This window comes from Thermogemmatispora onikobensis, from assembly GCF_001748285.1.
Classification (GTDB): Bacteria; Chloroflexota; Ktedonobacteria; order Ktedonobacterales; family Ktedonobacteraceae; genus Thermogemmatispora; species Thermogemmatispora onikobensis.
This window is the reverse complement of record NZ_BDGT01000043.1, coordinates 1-17895: the sequence shown is the minus strand read 5'-3', so window position 1 is coordinate 17895 and position 17895 is coordinate 1. Positions and strand designations below refer to the sequence as shown.

Genomic DNA, 17895 nt, shown 5'->3' with positions numbered 1-17895 from the left:
CCGGCGTAAGGAGTAACGCACCAATGGCACGCATTGACGATCTGCGCTTGATGGCCAAGGTTGCCAGTCTCTACTACGAGCGTGGCCTCTCGCAGGTAGAAATTGCCGAGCGGCTGCAGCTCTCGCAGTCCAACGTCTCACGCCTGCTCAAGCGGGCCCAGCAAGAGCAGATTGTACGCATTACGGTGAGCATGCCGCGAGGGGTCTACACCGACCTTGAGAACCAGCTAGAGGCCCTGTACGGCCTCAAAGAGGCCATTGTCGCGGATTGCCCAGACGATGCCAACAACGAACAAATACTACAGGCCATCGGAGGCGCGGCGGCCTTCTGGCTGGAGTCCAAGATCACGCCGGGGGAGATTGTCGGGATCTCCTCCTGGAGTGCCTCGCTGCTGGCGATGGTAGACGCCATGCACCCACTGGCGCAGCCCTCTCGGGCCAAGGTTGTGCAGATCCTGGGCGGCATCGGCAACCCGGCGGCGGAGGTCCACGCCACGCAGCTGACGCGCCGCCTGGCCGAACTCCTGCACGGGGAGGCTGTCTTTCTGCCGGCACCGGGCGTTGTCAGCTCGCCGGAGGCTCGCCAGATCTTCTTTGAAGATCCGTTTGTGCGCGAAGCTTACCAGCTCTTCGACAGCGTCACTGTAGCGCTGGTCGGCATCGGTGCTGTCGAACCTTCGGCCCTGCTGGCCAGCAGCGGCAATATCTTCTCGCTTGAAGAGCTACACATGCTGCGTGAGCATGGGGCCGTTGGCGACATCGTGCTGCGCTTCTTCGATGGTCAGGGGCGTCCGGTCATGACCCCGCTTGACGAGCGCGTCATCGGCATGCGCCTGGAGCAGCTACAGCGTGTCAAACACGCGGTGGGTGTTGCCGGTGGCGAACGCAAACAGGCGGCCATTCGGGGCGCTCTCGAAGGGCGCTGGATCAACGTCCTGATCACAGATCATCTAACGGCGCGCTGGCTGGTGGAGCAGAAGCAGGCCCAGGCCCAGGCAGCCGCCCCTGAGAGCGGCGGAAGCGCCGGCGCTGTCGCGCGCTGAGCCCAGACAAGAGCAAGCGACCTGCCATGTGAGCAGGAGCGCCAACCCAACAACGACCGACCATTGCCTGGTTGGGAGGACTCTATGTACGACCATGCTCAGAGGATGAGCCGCACGAAGCAGCAGCACAAGCGGCCACGGATGGCCTCAACGCGACGGCTGCCGTTGGTCTGGAGCGGGCTGGCCCTATGTGTCTGTCTGCTTCTGTCGGCCTGCAGCCTGTACACGGTGCGCCCGCTGAATGCCCCTGCCAGCAACGCGACGGGGAGCAGCAGCTCCCAGACCTTTGATCCTGAGACCTACGTCCAGCAGATCTGGGCCAGCCGCGTAGTGCCGACCGTGGTCCAGCAGGCCCACGACGCCAGCGAGGTGCTGGCGGCTCTGAAAGCCAACCAGCAGGCGGCCCAGCAGCGTTATGGCCACCAGGAGGGGGATGGTCCCTACACCTTCATGGTGAAGGGCCTGGGGCGCGTTGTCAGCGTCAATACCACCTCGCGCAATGGCACGCTCGGCCTTGATCTGCCTCCTTACGATGGCCGGGCCGACCTCTCCCTGCAGATCGGGCCGGTCATTCTGGGCACGGCCATCCGTGATGGCGTGGGCTTCATCCACTTCAGCCAGTTTGTCAACCAGATTCAATATGCCCAGGTGGCTGACGCCCTCAACGCGCGGGCGGTTCAGGTGGCGCAAAGCATCCATCCTACGCAGCTCAAAGGCAAGCTCATCCAGTTCTATGGGGTCTTTGCCCTGACCGATCCGCAGTTCATTCTGGTGGCCCCGGTCAAACTCGAGGTGGAGGGTTCCGGCTCATGAAGGCACCTGACCAGGAGAAGGCTCCTGACATCGTCCTGCGGGCCGAAGGCATTACCAAGATCTACGGCGGCACCGTTGCCCTCGACAACGTCGACTTCAACGTTTACCGTGGCAAAGTCAACGTGTTGATTGGCGAAAACGGGGCGGGCAAATCGACCTTAATGAAGATCATCGCCGGGGCGGAGACTGCCACCCGTGGCCGCCTGCTCCTGGAGGGGCAGTCAGTGCAATTCAAATCGCCGCGTGAGGCGGCGCGGGCTGGCATCGGCATCATCTATCAGGAGCTGAACCTCTTTCCGAATCTGAGTGTGGCCGAAAACATCTTTCTCGACCATGAAGCCCTCCGTCGTCACGGCATCCTGGTCGATCGGCGCCGCCAGCAAGCCGAGGCCCGGCGCCTGCTGCAGCGGCTGGAGCAGCCCATTGATCCCCAGGCGTTGGTGGGTTATCTGCGCCTTGGGCAGCAGCAGATTGTCGAAATCGCCAAGGCGCTGGCCCGTGACGTGCGCATTCTCATCATGGATGAGCCGACCTCGGCCCTGACCACTGCCGAGGTGGAGATCCTCTTCCGCGTCATTCGCGAACTGAAGGCGCAGGGGGTCTCGATCATCTACATCTCGCACAAGCTAGAGGAGCTGCTGCGCATCGGCGACTACGTGACGGTCTTGCGCGACAGCCATCGCATTGCCGAGGCGCCTGTGAGCGCGATTGACGTCAACTGGATCGTCGAGCAGATGATTGGACGCAGCGTCAGCGAGACCTACGTGCATCAAGATCGCACGCCGGGTCAGGAGCTGCTGCGGGTGGAGCATCTGAGGTTGCCGCGGCCTGGTGGGGGGCTGCTGCTCGACGATGTCTCGTTCCAGGTACGTGCTGGCGAGATTGTGGCCCTCTATGGGCTGCTGGGAGCGGGCCGGACCGAGCTGCTGGAGTGCCTGATGGGGTTGCATCCTGAAGCCAGTGGCGCCCTGTGGATCGCGGGCCAGCGCCTGCGCGGGCGCCATGTCGGCGAGCGCATTGGCGAGGGGCTGGTGCTTGTGCCAGAGGATCGCCAGCGCGAGGGGCTCGTGCCCACGCTCTCGGTGGCCCAGAACATGGTCCTGGCAAGCCTGCGTCGCTATCTGAACGGCCCGGCCCTCTCGCGCAAGAAGGAGCTGACGGCAGTGCGCCGCCTCATGGGCGACCTGGGGATCAAAGCGCCCTCGCCTCAGACCCTGATCGAGGCGCTCAGCGGTGGCAACCAGCAGAAAGTGGTCGTTGCCCGCGGCCTGCTGACCGAGCCACGGGTCCTGCTGCTGGATGAGCCGACCCGCGGCATCGACATCGGGGCCAAGGCCGATCTCTTCCGTCTCATGAACCGCCTGGCCAGTGAGGGACTCGGCATCCTGTTTGTCTCCTCCGAGCTACGCGAGGTCATGAGTGTCGCCGACCGCATCCTGGTCTTGGCGCGCGGACGGCTGACTGGCGAATTTCGCCGTGAGGAGGCCAGCGAGGAGGCCCTGGTAGCTGCCGCCTCAGCTGGCCAGGGACCGGCCACGGCGGCCACCGGAGACGAGGAGGTCGCTCACGGCCCGGTGCCATCGGGAGCAACGGACCCTGTGGACAGGCAGACCCAGGCCACGGCGCCTGCAGCATCTGCCTCGGAGGAGCGGCGCCATCAGCCGCGCCCACGAGCCTAGAAGAGGGAGATCATGCGCAATCCGTCATCTGTGACCAGCCGCGAGCCGGCGGCCCGTCGCAGCTTCGCGCTGCAGCGACGACAAATCCAGACCATTCTCTTTCAGTTGCGCGCCTTTGTGGCGCTCATCATCCTGGTGGTGATTTTCTCGATCCTCTCGCCCGACTTTCTGACGCTCAACGACCTGACCATCGTGGCCGAGCATGTCTCAATTAACGCCCTGCTGGCCATCGGGCAATCGTTCGTCATTCTGACGGCGGGCATCGATCTCTCGGTCGGCTCAATTGTCGGTCTGACGGCGATGGTGGCCGGCTATCTAATCAGCCAGGGGCTGCCACTGCCCATGTTTGGCGTGGTGGTCTACTTCAACGTCTGGGTGGTGATCCTGATTGGCCTGCTGGTCGGGATCGCCCTCGGCCTCGTCAATGGGCTGGTCATCACACGCCTGAGCGTGGCCCCTTTCATCGCCACCCTGGGCATGCTCTATGCCGCCCGTGGTCTGGCCTTGCTAACCTCGAACGGGGCGACCTTCCCCGACCTGGGAGGCGATCCCTCTCTGGGGAACACGGGCTTCCCTTTCCTGGGAACGGGGAACATCCTGGGGGTGCCGATGCCCATCTGGCTGATGATCCTCTTTGGCCTGGTTGCCTCCTTTGTGGCCAGCCGCACCCCCTTCGGGCGCCAGGTCTATGCCATCGGCGGCAACGAGCGAGCGGCGCAGCTGTCGGGTATTCGAGTCAACCGCGTCAAGCTGCTGGTCTATGTGATCTCCGGCTTCTGCGCGGCCATGACAGGGCTGGTGATTGCCTCCCAGCTGCAGGCGGCCCAGCCGGCGACGGGCGAGAGCTATGAATTGAATGCCATCGCGGCGGTGGTGTTGGGCGGGACCTCGCTCTTCGGAGGGCGGGGGACGATCCTGGGCAGCATCATTGGCGCGTTTGTGATCGGCGTCCTCAGCGATGGCCTGGTGCTGATCGGCGTCTCCGAGTTTTGGCAGATGGTCATCAAGGGAGCCGTCATTGTGCTGGCGGTCATTATCGACCAGCTCCAGCAGCGGTGGCAGAAGCGTGCCGCCCTGGCCTGATGCCCAGGCGACGGCCAGGGGAGGGCCTGCGCCTGCGCCAAAACAGGGCAAGACAGGACAGGCAAGACAAGACCCTGGGAAGGAGGAAGCACGCACGCACTCACGCACGCACGCACTCACTCACTCACTGCGCGTCCCCTCGGTCGCAAGGGAGGGAAGCGCCCACAGCGCGCAGCGCCTCTGGCTCTGGCCAGGGCAGTGACTGGCTGCGCGATCAACTCAACCCAACTGGCTTGACACGCTTGCTCTCTTCCACCCGCGCGAGGTGGAACGAGAGCGGCAGAGAAGATCTCTCAAAGAAGAGTGCCGAAAGGAAGGGAAACGACTATGCTTCGACGGATGCTCTACCTGCTGACAGTGCTGATGCTGGTCAGCTTCAGCCTGGCTGCCTGTGGCAGTTCGGGCCAGTCATCGTCGACAACTTCTGGCAGCTCCGGGGGGAAAAAACTGGTCTTCGTGATTACCCCGGCCTACGACAATATTTTCTTCAAGGCGGAGGCCGATGCCGCCGTGGCCCGCGCCAAGGCGCTCGGCTACGATACGGTGGCCGCTACCCACGATGACGATGTCAACAAGCAGAATCAGCTGATCGACACGGCCATCGCGCGCCATGCAGCGGCCATCGTCCTCGACAATGCCGGAGCCGATGCCACCGTGGCCGCGGTGCGCAAGGCCAAGAACGCCGGCATCCCGGTCTTCCTCATCGATCGCGAGATCAACGCCACCGGTGTGGCCGCAGCGCAGATCGTCTCCAATAACTATCAGGGGGCGACGCTGGGCGCCCAGGAGTTCGTCAAGCTAATGGGCGAAGCCGGCAACTATGTCGAGCTGCTCGGCAAGCAGTCGGATACAAACGCGGCCATCCGCTCGCGCGGCTACCACGACGTCATCGATCAGTATCCGCGTCTGAAGATGGTGGCCCAACAGAGCGCCAACTGGGACCAGACCGAGGCCTTCCAGAAGATGCAGACCATCCTGCAGGCGCACCCCGATATCAAAGGAGTGATTGCGGGGAACGATACGATGGCACTCGGCGCCTGGGCGGCCCTGCAAGCGGCCCACAAGACCAATGTGATCGTGGTGGGCTTCGATGGCAGTCCCGATGTCATTGCCTCGATCAAGCAGGGAGGCATCAAAGCGACGGTGTTGCAGCCTGCCGTTCATATCGCCCAACTCGCTGTTGATGAGGCCGATAAGTACCTCAAGACCGGTTCTACAGGACAACCGGAGAAGCAGTCGATCGACTGCATCCTGGTGACGGCGCAGAACGCCGATCAGTTCGGGGTCTTTGGACCAAAGTGAGCGAGTGAGTGCCCGCAAGGAGGGCCGGCAGGCCACTGCGTACAGGCAGCGGCTGCCGGCCCTCCCTTGTTGGCCCTGCTAGGAGGACCGCGACCAGTGCCAGTGGCGGGCGGCAGCCACAAAGCGTCGGGCCGCCTCGGGATAGCCGCTAAAGGAGAGGTGCAGATAGCTGGCCAGCAGATTGCCGCGGGCGAAACCCTCGGGCTGGCGATGCTGACCGTCGGGCGAGCTGAGCACATAAGCGGCCTCCTCGGGCCTCGGCCCAGCATCTAGACGAGAATAGTGAAACTCGTGCCCCCGTACCTGCACCCCACGCGGCAGCAGCAGGCACTCGCGCTGGACCCGAGCCAGACGATAGCCGATGCGCAGACCCGCGCTGTTGCCTTCGAGAATACTCTCGCGCTCAATGACTCCGAGCATTGGGTAGCTTTGGCCGCTGGCCGTGCGAATCTGACGACAGAGATACATCAGTCCGCCGCATTCGGCATAGCAGGGGAACCCTGCCACCACCAATTCGGCGAGCTGACGACGCAGCCTTTCGTTAGCAGCCAGGAGCGCAGCGTACTCTTCGGGAAAACCCCCACCTAGATAGAGACCGGCGCTACCCGCCGGTAGCTGGGAATCACGTAGCGGACTGAAGGGCACCAGCTCGGCCCCTGCCAGACGTAGCAGATCGAGCGTATCATGATAATAGAAACTGAAAGCTTCATCATAGGCCAGAGCCAAACGCACGCGCTCCTCGCCTGGGGCTGTCAAGGGCGCCTCGACCTGAGTCTCGCCCGTCGCCAGGGGAGGGGCCTGACGTGCCAGGGTCAGCAACTGTTCCAGGTTGCAGGACTGGCGGAAGAGCGTCAACAGGGTGTTGAGGCGTTCGCCGCCAAGTGCCTGCTCGCTGGCGGGCAGCAAGCCAAGATGGCGCTCGGGCCAGGGGGCCTCGCTCAGGGCGGGAAAAGCCGCCAGTAGCGGCAGACCGGTAGAAGAGGCCAGGGCCTCACGCAGCAGGCGCGCATGGCCGGGACCAGCCACGCGATTGGCCATCACACCGACGAGCGCCAGTTGCGGGGCAAAGCGCTGGAAGCCCAGTACGACCGCCGCAGCGCTGCGAGCCTGGGCCCAGGCGTCCAGCACCAGAAGAACCGGCGCCTGCAGCAAACGGGCAATCTCCGCGGCGCTGCCAGCATCGCTTTGGGCCTCGCGCCCGTCATAAAGGCCCATCATGCCCTCGATAATGGCCAGGTCGGCATCGCGACAGGCCGAGGCAACGCTGGCCTCCAGGCGCTCCGGAGGCATCAGCCAGGTATCGAGATTGTAGCAGGGCCGTCCGGCGGCCTGGGCCAGATGTGAGGCATCCAGATAATCGGGACCGACCTTGAATGGCTGCACGCGCCAGCCACGCGCCCGCAGCTCGGCGATCAGCAGGTAGCTCAGCAGCGTCTTGCCGACACCACTGGCTGTGCCGGCGATGAGTAAGCGTGGTAGATCGAGAGGCATCGTCAAACTCACTCCTGTCCCGCATTGCGCCCATTGACTGCAGTCGCTGGTGGAGTGGCCTTCAGACTTCGGCCCGTCAGGTCGCCAGGCGGGGAGGTTCCGCGCCACCGTGCGGTGTCGCTCACGACAAGCTAATCACTCACCTGTGCCTCCAGTCAAGCACGATCCGGCTGACTTTGCTCAGCAATGCGCCCTAATGGCTCAACTTATCTTAAGATATAGGAAAATGTACCGATACCTGTCACCATCTTCGCCCCCACCCCGTTGTCCTATTACGTGAAAACAATGGGTGCTCTATCTATGTTGTTGGAAGTGATCGCTCAGTCTCCTCCCTGGCGATGGCTGCGGGCTGCTGCTGGCCGGTTGCTGTCTCTCTTTCACCGCCTACCGATGCTTCTGGAGAGTGATCTTCGCGGCAATACCATTCCGGTGCTGGACGGGGTGCGAGCGCTGGCCTGCCTGGCGGTGCTCGTATTTCACATCAACTGGACAACGTATCATCAGCATCTCTGGCAGCCGCTGCATTATCCCCTGGTAGGTTCCTTATTGCTGGTTGGCAGCACAGGGGTGACGCTCTTCTTTATCCTATCGGGCTTTCTGCTCTTCCTGCCCTATGTCGGGGCGTTATTGAGCGAAAAGCGACCGTGGCCCTCGGGGCGCCGCTTCTATCTGCGGCGAGTTGTGCGCATCTGGCCGGCTTACTATGCCTCGCTCTTCATCTTGATTACGCTCTGGCAGCCACAATACTGGCAGCCGGCCCACTGGCGCGAGTTGGCGCTGTTTGTGACCTTCTTCATGGACTCGACGCCGGAGACCTTTCGCAAGATCAATGGCCCCTACTGGACGCTGGCCATCGAGTGGCAGTTTTATTTGCTGCTGCCTTTACTGGCGCTGGGGGTCTCGCTCTTGCTCAGACGCCTGCCACAGCACCGGCGTTTTCCCTTGATCTGCCTCACGCTGGCCCTGGTCATCATCTACGCGCTGCTGGTGCGTCACTGGGGGGACTACTACATCGATCATCCCGAGGCGAGCCTGCCGCTCGTGCCGCGCACGGTCCTCAACGTGGTCCTCTTCTTTGTCTACGGTATGGACGGCAAGTTTCTGGAGGACTTTGCCATTGGGATGCTGATTGCCACCTGTTACACCTATGGACGGATGATCAGGCCCACGGGGACCTTGATGAGGGGTCTGCGACGCTGGAGTCTGGTGCTCTGGGCCTTGGGGCTGATCCTGCTGGTGGGTATGGCCATCTGGCATCTGAACCATGATGTGGGGGCTTTCCCCTGGCTGGATGGCCTCTTACCCCTCTATGATACCTTGAGCGAGTTTGGCTTTGCTCTGGCCTATGGCTCATGCCTGACCGGCCTGCTCTTCGGGCCGCCCTTACTACGGGCCGTCTTCTCCTGGCGCTACCTGCGCTGGCTCGGCCTGGTATCCTATAGTCTGTACATCTGGCATCTCCCGCTGATCACCTACTTTAGCGTCCATGTCCAGCCGTGGCTCAACGGTTTCAGCCACTGGCTGGTCTACGGGTGCTATTGGCTCTGGGTGATAGTGGCAGTGCTACCGCTGGCCTTCCTCTCGTACCTGCTCATCGAGCGCCCCTTTATCAAGCTCGGTCAGCGCCGGCTCAAGGGAGGTGGTGGCCAAAGCGGCCAGGTGCTGGCCGGCGAGCTGAGAGGGGAGCTGGTCCCTTCGCGCAGATCTTAGAGCCAGGGACCGTAACGCCTGCCCGTCTTTTCCGAAAGCTTGCTCCGCCCGTCAGCGCCTGCTCCCTGGCGGAACCTGACCCAGGACAGGCGGGTGGGTGAGTGGGTGGCAGGCGCTGGCCTGACTGACGGATGGCAGACGGACAGGCGCCTGCCAGCTCGATTTACGTTGACACCAACAGGAAGGCAAGATTATAATACTTTACACAACCCATATGATTTGTTGTGGCGAAGTAGTCTGCTTCGCTGTGGAAGCAGCGGTTGCCCGACACGTCGGACGTTGAGCTCCGCCTACTGCTCAAGCGAAGCATACGTCCCCAAAAGGAGCTTCTATGCCTACCACCGAAGGTCTTGAAGATGTCGTTGCCGCACATACCCGTATCTGTGATCTGGATGGTCAGCGCGGCAAACTGACATATTACGGTGTCGACGTTCACGACCTGGCCACTCATTCCTCGTTCGAAGAAACAGCGTACCTGCTCTGGCATGGGACACTGCCGACCCGCGCCCAGCTAGAGGCACTCAGCGCGGAGCTGCGTGCCAACCGCGCCTTACCGGGACAGCTGATCGACCTGATGCGCTTACTTCCTTCCTCGACGCCCCCGATGGATGTCCTCCGAACCGTTGTTTCCGCTCTCTCCACCACCGACCCCGATCTCAGTGATCGCTCCCAAGAAGCCAATCTACGGCGAGCAGTGCGCCTGACAGCGCTGCTGCCCTCGATCGTGGCCGCCTGGGATCACATCCGCAACGGGAGAGAGCCGGTAGCGCCGCTGGAGGATGGGAGCCTGGCAGAGAACTTTCTCTACATGCTCAAGGGGGAGCGACCCGATCCATATGATGCCCACGTGCTCGACGTGGCCTTAATCCTGCATGCCGATCATGAGCTGAACGCCTCGACCTTCTCCGCCCGCGTGGCCGCGAGCACGCTGGCCGATATGTACGCGGCAGTCACAGCGGCCATCGGCACGCTCTCTGGTCCGCTGCATGGTGGCGCCAACGAGCAGGTGATGCGCATGTTCCAGCGCATCGGCGAGGTGAGCCGGGCCCAGGAGTATATCCGCGGCATGCTGGAGCGCAAAGAGCGGATTATGGGCTTTGGTCACCGCGTTTATCGCACCGAAGACCCACGCGGCAAGCATATGGATGCCTTCGCCGTGGAGCTGAGCCAGCGCAAGGGCGATACACGCTGGGTAGAGATGTCGCGCGTCATCGAGTCCTATGTCAAAGAGCAGAAGGGCCTGCATGCCAACGTCGATTTCTACTCGGCCACGGTCTACTACTTGCTGGGTATTCCTGTCGATCTGGACACGCCCGTCTTCGCCTGCAGCCGTGTGGTGGGCTGGACAGCCCACGTCATGGAACAGTACGCCAACAACCGCCTGATCCGCCCGCGCGGCGAGTATATCGGTCCCAAAGATGTCCCCTATGTGCCGATCGAGCAGCGCGAGCAGGCTCAGGTAAGCCACCAGTAGGCTTAGAAGGACGCTCGGGCGCTCGCCAGTCTGCTACGCGCCGCAAGGAGAGTCCACTCTGTTGTTCCGCCGGGAGCAATCGCCACCAGATTGCTCCCTTTGCTTTTTGGGGAGGTGACGGACATCGGTCTGCCTGGCCCGCCTCCTTGTTCTCCCATCTGGCCTTGACAGGGCCCCTGATTCGAAACTATACTGGTTACGGATAGACTTCCACGGAAGGAATGGCGACTACGCGAGATACACGTCTGGCCGTTGCAATTCATATTCTGACTTTGCTCGCTCAGCAAGGAGAGGAAGATCCCCTGACTTCTGAGCATATTGCCGGTAGCGTCAATACGAACCCGGTCTTTATTCGCCGCATTCTGGGCCTGCTCAGTCGGGCCGGATTGGTGGCCTCGCAGCCGGGAGTTGGTGGCGGCTGGCGCTTGCGGCGCGATGCCGCCAGCATCAGCTTGCTCGATGTCTATGAGGCCGTCGGGGCTGGTCCTCTCCTGGCCCTCCACCACCGCCTGCCAAATCCCAACTGCCTGATCGGTCGTAACATCCAGCGTGCTCTGTTGTGCTACTTCGGCGAGGCAGAGGCGGCTTTCAAGCAGGTGCTGGCGCGCCAGACAATCGCTCAGGTGCTGGAGACAGCTCAGGAAGGGGGATTGTCGTCGCCAGCCTAGTGGAGTCTTTTTTTGCTGACATTGCGAACTATCACAGTTACAGATTGGCTGAGCCAGAGTAGAATGCCCTGAAGCCCTGTGTGGGACTGGCCCCAGCCAGGGTCTTCAGGAACTGAAAGGAGTGACCTGTCATGAAAATCGTAATCTTTGGGGCGACTGGCAGCATTGGTCAGCGTCTCATTCAAGAGGCCCTTAACCGCGGCCATGAAGTGAAGGGGGTGGCGCGGCGTCCCGAGCGTCTCGCGCTGAGTCATCCGCGGTTCAGCCTTGAGGCGGGCAATGTTCTTGACCCTGCTGATGTTGCGCGGCTGGTCAGTGGCTCCGACGTGGTGATCAGTGCTGTGGGGCCGGCGCGCGATACAGAGGAGGACCCGGCTATGGTGGTGCAGGCGGCTGAGGCCCTCATCGAAGGACTGAAGCGGGCTGGCGTCAAGCGCCTGGTGGTAGTTGGCGGCGCGGGCAGCCTGGAAGTGGCGCCTGGTGTTCGCCTGATGGACACTCCTGGCTTCCCCGCCGGATGGCGTCCCATTGCTGCGGCTGCGGCGGAGGCCCTGGAGGTCTATCGCCGGCAGGGGGCTGATCTCGACTGGACCTACTTCAGTCCGGCGGCCTTCATTGAGCCGGGCCAGCGCACGGGGCGCTATCGTGTGGGAACCGAGCAGCTTGTAACCGATGAGAAAGGTGAGAGCCGCATTTCGATTGAGGATTACGCGGTGGCCCTGCTCGACGAGGTGGAGCAGCCTCGTTTCGTGCGTCAGCGTTTCACCGTAGCCTACTAGCTGCGGCTGCCCGGTCGGCGCCCGCTGTGGGGCAGCCTCGGTGTGGTGCTGTCTGCATGAGTTGGGGGCCGGTTCTGTTCGTGTCCTGGCTAGGGGAGGAGAGGCTTCAGCGCACGCTGTATCTCCTGATAGGTCTGGTAGCGGGCGGCAGGCTCCTCCTGCAAGGCCCGTGCCAGAATCGCCTCTAGCGCCGGGGAGATGGCGGGATTGAGCTGGCGCACCGGTGGGTAGACCGGGTAGTGTGGCGGCGCCTGGTTGGTAAGGACATGGTGGATGGTTGCCGCCAGCATGTAGATGCAGGTCCGCCGGTCATAGCGCCGATCCTTGATCGGCAGGTAGGGAGAGAGCGCCAGCTTGCGCGTCGTGCGGTGCTGGCTGCGGCTACCGGGCGGGCTGTCGAGCGGTGGCGGTGGGATCTGGAAGCCGGTGAGCATGGCCCGCCCGCGCTGGCGCTCGATCAAGATGTTCGCGGGCGAGATATCAAAGTGATAGAGAGGCGGCTGCTGTTGCTCCAGGGCGGCCAGAATATTGAGCACGCTGTAGAACCAGACCACCACCTCGCGCTCGGGCAAAGGGCGCAGCAGCTTTTGCAGGCGCTCCTCCAGGCTCTCGCCGTCGATGTAGGTCAGGACCACGTAGTAGTGGCGGCCCTCGGCGAAGCGCTCGCGTACCTGGGGGACCAGCGGATGGCGCAGACGAGCCAGGGCCTCGCTGGCGTGGTCGTAGTAGGCCAGCTCCTGGGCGCGCCGCGCCAGAGGGAAGTCGGTGCATTCCCAGCGCTTGAGCACTACCTCTGCTCCATTGGCCTGGTGATCGCTGGCGACCATCGTGGTGACGCGCGTCTCCTCGCGGCTTTTGAGGACGCGCTTGATGTCGTAGCGTCCCTGGCGGATGCTGATGCCAAGTAAAGGGCTGTGGCGGACAAGTGTCGGCGGGATAGTCAGACGCCCACAGGCCGAGCAGCAACGCTGGCCGAAGCGTACCGGGGCCTGGCAGTACGGACAGGTGCGATCGTCGTAATCGGCGCCGCAGTTGCTACAGCGCTGGGCACCGCTGCGGTTTTGGAAGCCGCAGCGCTCGCAGACATAGCGCTGTAAGGCCATCGCCACGGCTTCGGCGTAGGCGCTGGCAAATTGCTGCGTATCGTGATAGCGCTGGCGATAGTCTTTGGAGAGGGCCCGCAGGAGAACAGCGGCGACCTCGGCGGGCAGGCGCGGATTCCACTGCTGGGGCGGAGGCGGCGGCTCGTGCAGGTGGGCGCGCCACATCTCTTCCAGGCGGTTGAAGGTAAAAGGCAGACGCCCCGTCAGCAGCTCGTAGCAGCAGATGGCCAGGGCGTACTGGTCGCTCTCGCGGCGCGGGTTGCCCTGCCACTGCTCAGGGGCCATATAGGCGGCGGTGCCCGTCACCTCGCCGAGCGAGGCATGGGTTTGCATGCCCAGATAGAAGGTGGTGCCGAAATCCGAGAGCAGGAGTTGCCCGTTGCGTCCAATGAGCAGGTTCCCTGGCTTGACATCCTGGTGAATCAGGCCGTTCTGGTGCACGTAATAGAGCGCCTGAGCGGCCTGCTCAACATAGGGGAGCAGTTCCTCGGCAAAGGCTGGGCGCCGGCTGCCATCGGCCTTGCGGAAGAGATCGTAGATGGTCTGGGGTGCATATTCCATCACCAGATAGGGGCGCTCATCTTCCAGCTGACCGAAGCTATAGACGGGGAGAATGTTGGGATGTTGCAGGGTCGCGATGCGCCGCGCTTCATCAAAGAAGCTGCCAAGAGCCTTGTCGTTGAGCTGGTCAAAGCGCAGAACCTTGAGCGCCAGCGTCCGGCTGAGCGGCTCCGACTCGCGCACCTGGTAGACATGGCCGTAGCTGCCCGAGCCAATGAAGGCCGTAATCTGGTAGTTGCCGACGTGCGCTCCCTCCATGAGAAACTCGCAGCGACGGCACGAAACAGCATTATCGGGATTGTCGTGTCCTCCGCGCGGATTGAGACAACGAGCCACCATGCTTCCTTTCGCCTGGACCAGACTGGCTGAACCGCTAAAACGCGCAGACCTGCTAAGCGCGCCTGGTAGGGCACGCTGTCTGGGCTGCGCTGGGCTGTTTGCTCTTCACTATATATCTACGTCGACGTTCTCTGCAAGTTACGTGGCCTGCTCTGGAGAAGAAGCAGGTGCTGGTCTGGCTTTGCTCGTCGCTGATAGCGGCCTGGCCCTGGCCTCTCTGCCATATGGCAAGGTCTGCCTGGGCGTTCCCATCTGACAGGTTGGCGGCTCTGATCCGTCAGGACAGTTGGCGAAGGGCACAACTATAACGTTCTGGCACTGACCCTGACCTGGTGGCCTCCCTGGCTGCCACCCTCTCTCGAAGGCCGGTCAGTCCCTCGTCTGGCCTCCTGGCGAGCGCTGGCTTACCCTCTTACTGGAGCAGCGGGTCAATAAAGCGGACGGCCTCCTTGAGGCTCTGGCCCGTCTCATCCCGATAGGCTTTGATGGCTTCGAGGCGTTTCCCCTGAGCGATATATTCGGCCACACGAGGCGAGAGACCGGAGGCGATCAGTTGCTCGCGCAAGCGGGCCTGCTCCTCGGGGGAGCGCATGGGAATGGATCGCCGCCCGATGCTGACCAGAATCAACCCGATCAGCAGCCCAATGGCGATCAGCACGATACCGACCCAGAGAATCATAGCGATTGCCTCCTTTAGGGATTGACTACACAGCGAGCGGTCCTTGACTAAATTGCCAGCAAGCCGCCGCATTCATCGCTGCTATTGTCGACTGCTGTGACCTTCTCAAGAGGATAACGTGAACATTTGGAAGCTCTTCCTCGAATATCAAGCTTGCGATAGATATGGGCGATATGCGTTTTAACAGTCGTCTGGGAGATGCCGAGCTGCGCCGCGATCTCCTTATTGGAGCCACCCGCCGCGAGCAGAGAAAGGATCTCGCGCTCGCGAGCTGTGAGCTGACTGAGTCCCGCGTGGAGTCTGTGCGAGGGGAAGACGTCGCTGAAGAGCAGAGGAACAACTGAGGGGTCGATGAGAAAATGGCCAGGGGGGAGCTGGATGGCACTGCGCCAAAGAGGAGCTGGGGCGCTAGCAAGCAGATAGCCGAGAGCGCCTTGTTCGTAGGCCCAGTGGAGCTGGTCAAAACGAACGTCGCTGGCCAGCACGATGTACTGACCTCGGGGTGGCGCTGCCAGCTTTGGCAGGATCTCCTGATTGATAATCCAGAGATCAGGGGGCGGCCTCTGCAGGCTCTGCTCTTGAAGAAGAGAGAGAGAGTCGTTGGCGCTAGAGATCGTGATATGATGCTCTTCTCCTAAGATGCTGGTAATCTTTTGACAGTTCGAAATATTAGGATCTATAATGATAACTCTCATCTTGATCCTGAAAAATATACTGCATTTGTTTATCCATTCTCTATTTTATGAGTGATGCTAGTGGCTTGTCAATCCTCCGAAGGGGGAAATGACGTGTAGAATAGCCAGGGAATATGGTATCTATCCTTAAGGATAGGAGTTCAGAGAAAGAATAGATGATACTTTGATTTGTTTTATTTTGTGGTGTACTAATAGTAGGACCTTGCTTTGTGGATATGAGATTATTGGAGGATGATTGTGATAAAATCATTCAAAGAACGATTGAAGAAAGCAACTCAAGAGATTACCCTTGAATCGGGCACCTCGGTGCCAATATCTTAAGCAGTCAAAGGACAGCCCAAGGAGGTTCAGAGTGAATTCCATTAGAGCTGTGCCGCGTACCGTCAAAGAAGAGTGGAACTGGCTCCTGCTCGTTGCTGCTCTGTGTGGGGGGGCGGCACTCGTGAGCCTGCTGCCCCTGCAGGGTGCAGGTGGTCACCTACACTGGTTGCTTTACATGGTAGCAACCCATCGCCTTGGGATTGCCCAGGCGATTGGGATGCTGCTCAGCGCTCTACCGGGCTATATCCGGGGGCTGCCCTGGATCATTGAAGGGGTCCGCTGGATTATTACCTGGGTTGCTTATGATGGGATTGGTGCGATAGGCACTATTCTGGCAACCATGAGCGCCACTGGCTGGGGAGGCATCATCATAGCGATCGCGGGCGTCGCTTTTCTCGGCTAAGCGGCACGCTGGCGATTGATCTCTTTCCCACAGCGGCGAGGAGAGCGATGCGACCGGCTCCTGCATCGTTCTCCTTTGGCGGGAAAATCCCAGCCAGGGAAATGTTGTAACTATTTCAAATAAGGCTGAGCTGAGATCGCAAGCCATTGCCGTTTGCAGTAAGCGCATCGAGGTCATTCTCTCTGAGGAGAAAGCGGCCTTCAGAGAGATTCAGTGAATGGCTATTCCAGCCTGAGATCGTATCACAAAGGAAAGCCGGAAGGCCCTTTCCTTCCGCATCTCAATCACTGGCGGAGGAGCCCACTCGTGACAAACCTGAGAAAACTGCAGGGCATCGATCTCCTGGCAGCTTTCCATGCGGCGTCGGTAGTAATCTACCCGCTGATATGGGTGCCTGTCTACCTGCGCCCGCTGCCGGTGCTGGCCCTCTGTCTTATTGTACTTTGGGAGAGAGGCGGGCGGCTACCTGCTGGAAAGGAGAAGCCCTGGCCAGGGAGGGAGCCGGGGCCGCATTGGTCGCGTCCGTTGCCATGCTGGGTGGCCTGGCTCCTGCGGTTGGATATGCCAGCCCTGACGGGAGAGGCCATGACTCTCCGTTGGCGCCTCTCGCTGGTAGCCGAAGCCAGGGGCTACGCTCTGCGTTTTTCCCCGGAGCAGCCACTAACATGGAGAGAATCCGCCCAGGCCATCGGCGTGGTCCTGCTGGCGCTGCTGCCCGCCTGTGGTCTCGTTCTCACAGATTTCAAACTCCTGATAGCGGTGTGCACAGCTCCCGCCCTCATATGGATACTGCTCCGCAGGATAGCCTTTCAGCGCTATCTACGTGAAGAATTAAAGGAGCTGCCCGAAGGCGTGGCCTTACTGCCGGAGCCGGCGGTCAAGCTCTTCACCTCTTATCTGCCCCAAAAAGATGCCCCTGCTTTCTCACGTCGAACCTGGTCGGGGCAACAAGAGATCTACCTGGACGCCTGGCTGCAAGTACCGGTCCAGGTGCTGCAGGTGCTGCTGCTCCATGAGCAGGGTCATATTGCTCGTGGTCACACGACTCGGTTGCGTAGTCTATGGGACTGCCAGCTAGGGGCGGTGCTGGTGGGCCTTCTGGCTGCTGTGTGCCTCCCGCAGTTCCTCGACGAACTGAGCGGCCCGGTTGCCGCGCTCTGTCTGCTCCTCTGGAGCATGCTGGTCATGGCGCCGTTGCTGGGCAAGCTGCTCTGTCTGCGGCGCTGGGAAAAAGAGGCCGACCAGTGGGCCGTCGCTCATCTGGGGCCGGGAGCCCTGGAGGCTGCCCGTCTCTATCTCCAGCGCTGTTATTCGCTGGAGGGCGCGGCATCATGGTGACGAGAGCAGCCTTCCCCAGGCGCTATCTGTTAGAGTATGCCTTGCTAGCAGCGATCGCCCTCAGCGCGCTGATCCTCGGAGTCCAGTGGCCTATCGAAGACTGGCCGACCGCCAGCGCCCCTAGCGGGCAGTTCTCCCTCTGGTTTATCTTGGGCAGCAATCTGCTCCTGATCCTCTGCATCGCTCTGGGGAGCGCCCTGACAGGGGGCTTTGTGGGCGGCTGCGTCATCTTCGAGAATCTCTTTGTCTACGGCAGAGTACTGCATCTCTACTGGCACGACTCACCTCTGGCTGCTATTTTTCCCTGGTTTGAATTTAGCGCGCTGATCATTGCAACTCAGGTAGGGCTTGATCTTTTCTGGTCGCTGCTGCGTGGCTGGCCCATTCATCGAAAAACGGTTTATCTCTTATTAT

The 17895-nt window shown here is 61.5% G+C and carries 16 protein-coding genes; 12 read left to right on the top strand and 4 right to left on the bottom strand.

The features are described 5' to 3' along the window. Positions 1-23: 23 nt before the first annotated feature. The 5 genes from BGC09_RS16895 (at position 24) to BGC09_RS16875 (ending at position 5920) form a co-directional block, all read left to right on the top strand. Complete coding sequence (locus BGC09_RS16895; protein ID WP_069805412.1) at positions 24-1043, top strand: sugar-binding transcriptional regulator; 1020 nt, start codon at positions 24-26, stop codon at positions 1041-1043. Positions 1044-1127: 84 nt separating this feature from the next. After that, entirely contained in the window at positions 1128-1856 is a 729-nt protein-coding gene (locus BGC09_RS16890; RefSeq protein WP_084659028.1) for a DUF2291 family protein, read from the top strand. Beyond that, on the top strand, positions 1853-3535 hold the full coding sequence (locus BGC09_RS16885; RefSeq protein ID WP_069805410.1) for a sugar ABC transporter ATP-binding protein: 1683 nt from the start codon (positions 1853-1855) through the stop codon (positions 3533-3535). The genes BGC09_RS16890 and BGC09_RS16885 overlap by 4 nt, the downstream gene beginning before the upstream one ends. Before the next feature lie 12 nt (positions 3536-3547). Then, positions 3548-4618 carry an ABC transporter permease gene (locus BGC09_RS16880; RefSeq protein WP_069805409.1) on the top strand — a complete coding sequence of 357 codons (1071 nt, stop codon included), beginning with the start codon at positions 3548-3550 and terminating at the stop codon, positions 4616-4618. A 327-nt stretch (positions 4619-4945) separates the two neighbouring features. Further along, positions 4946-5920, top strand: coding sequence for a D-ribose ABC transporter substrate-binding protein (locus BGC09_RS16875; protein WP_141727833.1), 975 nt, complete (start codon positions 4946-4948; stop codon positions 5918-5920). 78 nt (positions 5921-5998) lie between these two features. Here BGC09_RS16875 and BGC09_RS16870 read toward each other — a convergent pair whose 3' ends face one another. After that, on the bottom strand, positions 5999-7411 hold the full coding sequence (locus BGC09_RS16870) for a cobyrinic acid a,c-diamide synthase CobB (RefSeq protein ID WP_069805408.1): 1413 nt from the start codon (positions 7409-7411) through the stop codon (positions 5999-6001). Between the two features lie 300 nt (positions 7412-7711). Between BGC09_RS16870 and BGC09_RS16865 the strand changes: the two genes are divergently transcribed. From BGC09_RS16865 to BGC09_RS16850, 4 genes are all read left to right on the top strand, one after another. Then, positions 7712-9121 (top strand): acyltransferase family protein, encoded by a 1410-nt coding sequence (locus BGC09_RS16865; protein WP_069805407.1) that lies wholly within the window; start codon positions 7712-7714, stop codon positions 9119-9121. A 331-nt stretch (positions 9122-9452) separates the two neighbouring features. Continuing rightward, on the top strand, positions 9453-10595 hold the full coding sequence (locus BGC09_RS16860) for a citrate synthase (protein ID WP_069805406.1): 1143 nt from the start codon (positions 9453-9455) through the stop codon (positions 10593-10595). A gap of 221 nt (positions 10596-10816) precedes the next feature. Beyond that, positions 10817-11263 (top strand): Rrf2 family transcriptional regulator, encoded by a 447-nt coding sequence (locus BGC09_RS16855; protein WP_069805405.1) that lies wholly within the window; start codon positions 10817-10819, stop codon positions 11261-11263. A gap of 131 nt (positions 11264-11394) precedes the next feature. Further along, positions 11395-12042, top strand: a complete 648-nt coding sequence (locus tag BGC09_RS16850; protein WP_069805404.1) for an NAD(P)-dependent oxidoreductase — start codon at positions 11395-11397, stop codon at positions 12040-12042. Between the two features lie 89 nt (positions 12043-12131). Here BGC09_RS16850 and BGC09_RS16845 read toward each other — a convergent pair whose 3' ends face one another. The 3 genes from BGC09_RS16845 to BGC09_RS16830 form a co-directional block, all read right to left on the bottom strand. Then, positions 12132-14045: a protein kinase domain-containing protein gene (locus tag BGC09_RS16845; RefSeq protein ID WP_069805403.1), complete on the bottom strand. Its 1914-nt coding sequence runs from the start codon at positions 14043-14045 to the stop codon at positions 12132-12134. Positions 14046-14457: 412 nt separating this feature from the next. Further along, complete coding sequence (locus BGC09_RS16835; RefSeq protein WP_069805401.1) at positions 14458-14724, bottom strand: hypothetical protein; 267 nt, start codon at positions 14722-14724, stop codon at positions 14458-14460. 47 nt (positions 14725-14771) lie between these two features. Then, positions 14772-15419 (bottom strand): response regulator transcription factor, encoded by a 648-nt coding sequence (locus tag BGC09_RS16830; protein ID WP_069805400.1) that lies wholly within the window; start codon positions 15417-15419, stop codon positions 14772-14774. A 352-nt stretch (positions 15420-15771) separates the two neighbouring features. On the opposite strand from BGC09_RS16830, the gene BGC09_RS16825 reads away from it, so the two are divergent. The 3 genes from BGC09_RS16825 to BGC09_RS16815 form a co-directional block, all read left to right on the top strand. After that, positions 15772-16143 carry a hypothetical protein gene (locus BGC09_RS16825; protein ID WP_069805399.1) on the top strand — a complete coding sequence of 124 codons (372 nt, stop codon included), beginning with the start codon at positions 15772-15774 and terminating at the stop codon, positions 16141-16143. Positions 16144-16449: 306 nt separating this feature from the next. After that, a complete protein-coding gene (locus BGC09_RS16820; protein WP_069805398.1) occupies positions 16450-17481 on the top strand; it encodes a hypothetical protein in 1032 nt (343 codons plus the stop codon). Next, a partial coding sequence (locus BGC09_RS16815) for a hypothetical protein (protein ID WP_141727832.1) occupies positions 17475-17895 on the top strand: 421 nt, incomplete at its 3' end. The genes BGC09_RS16820 and BGC09_RS16815, both read left to right, overlap by 7 nt.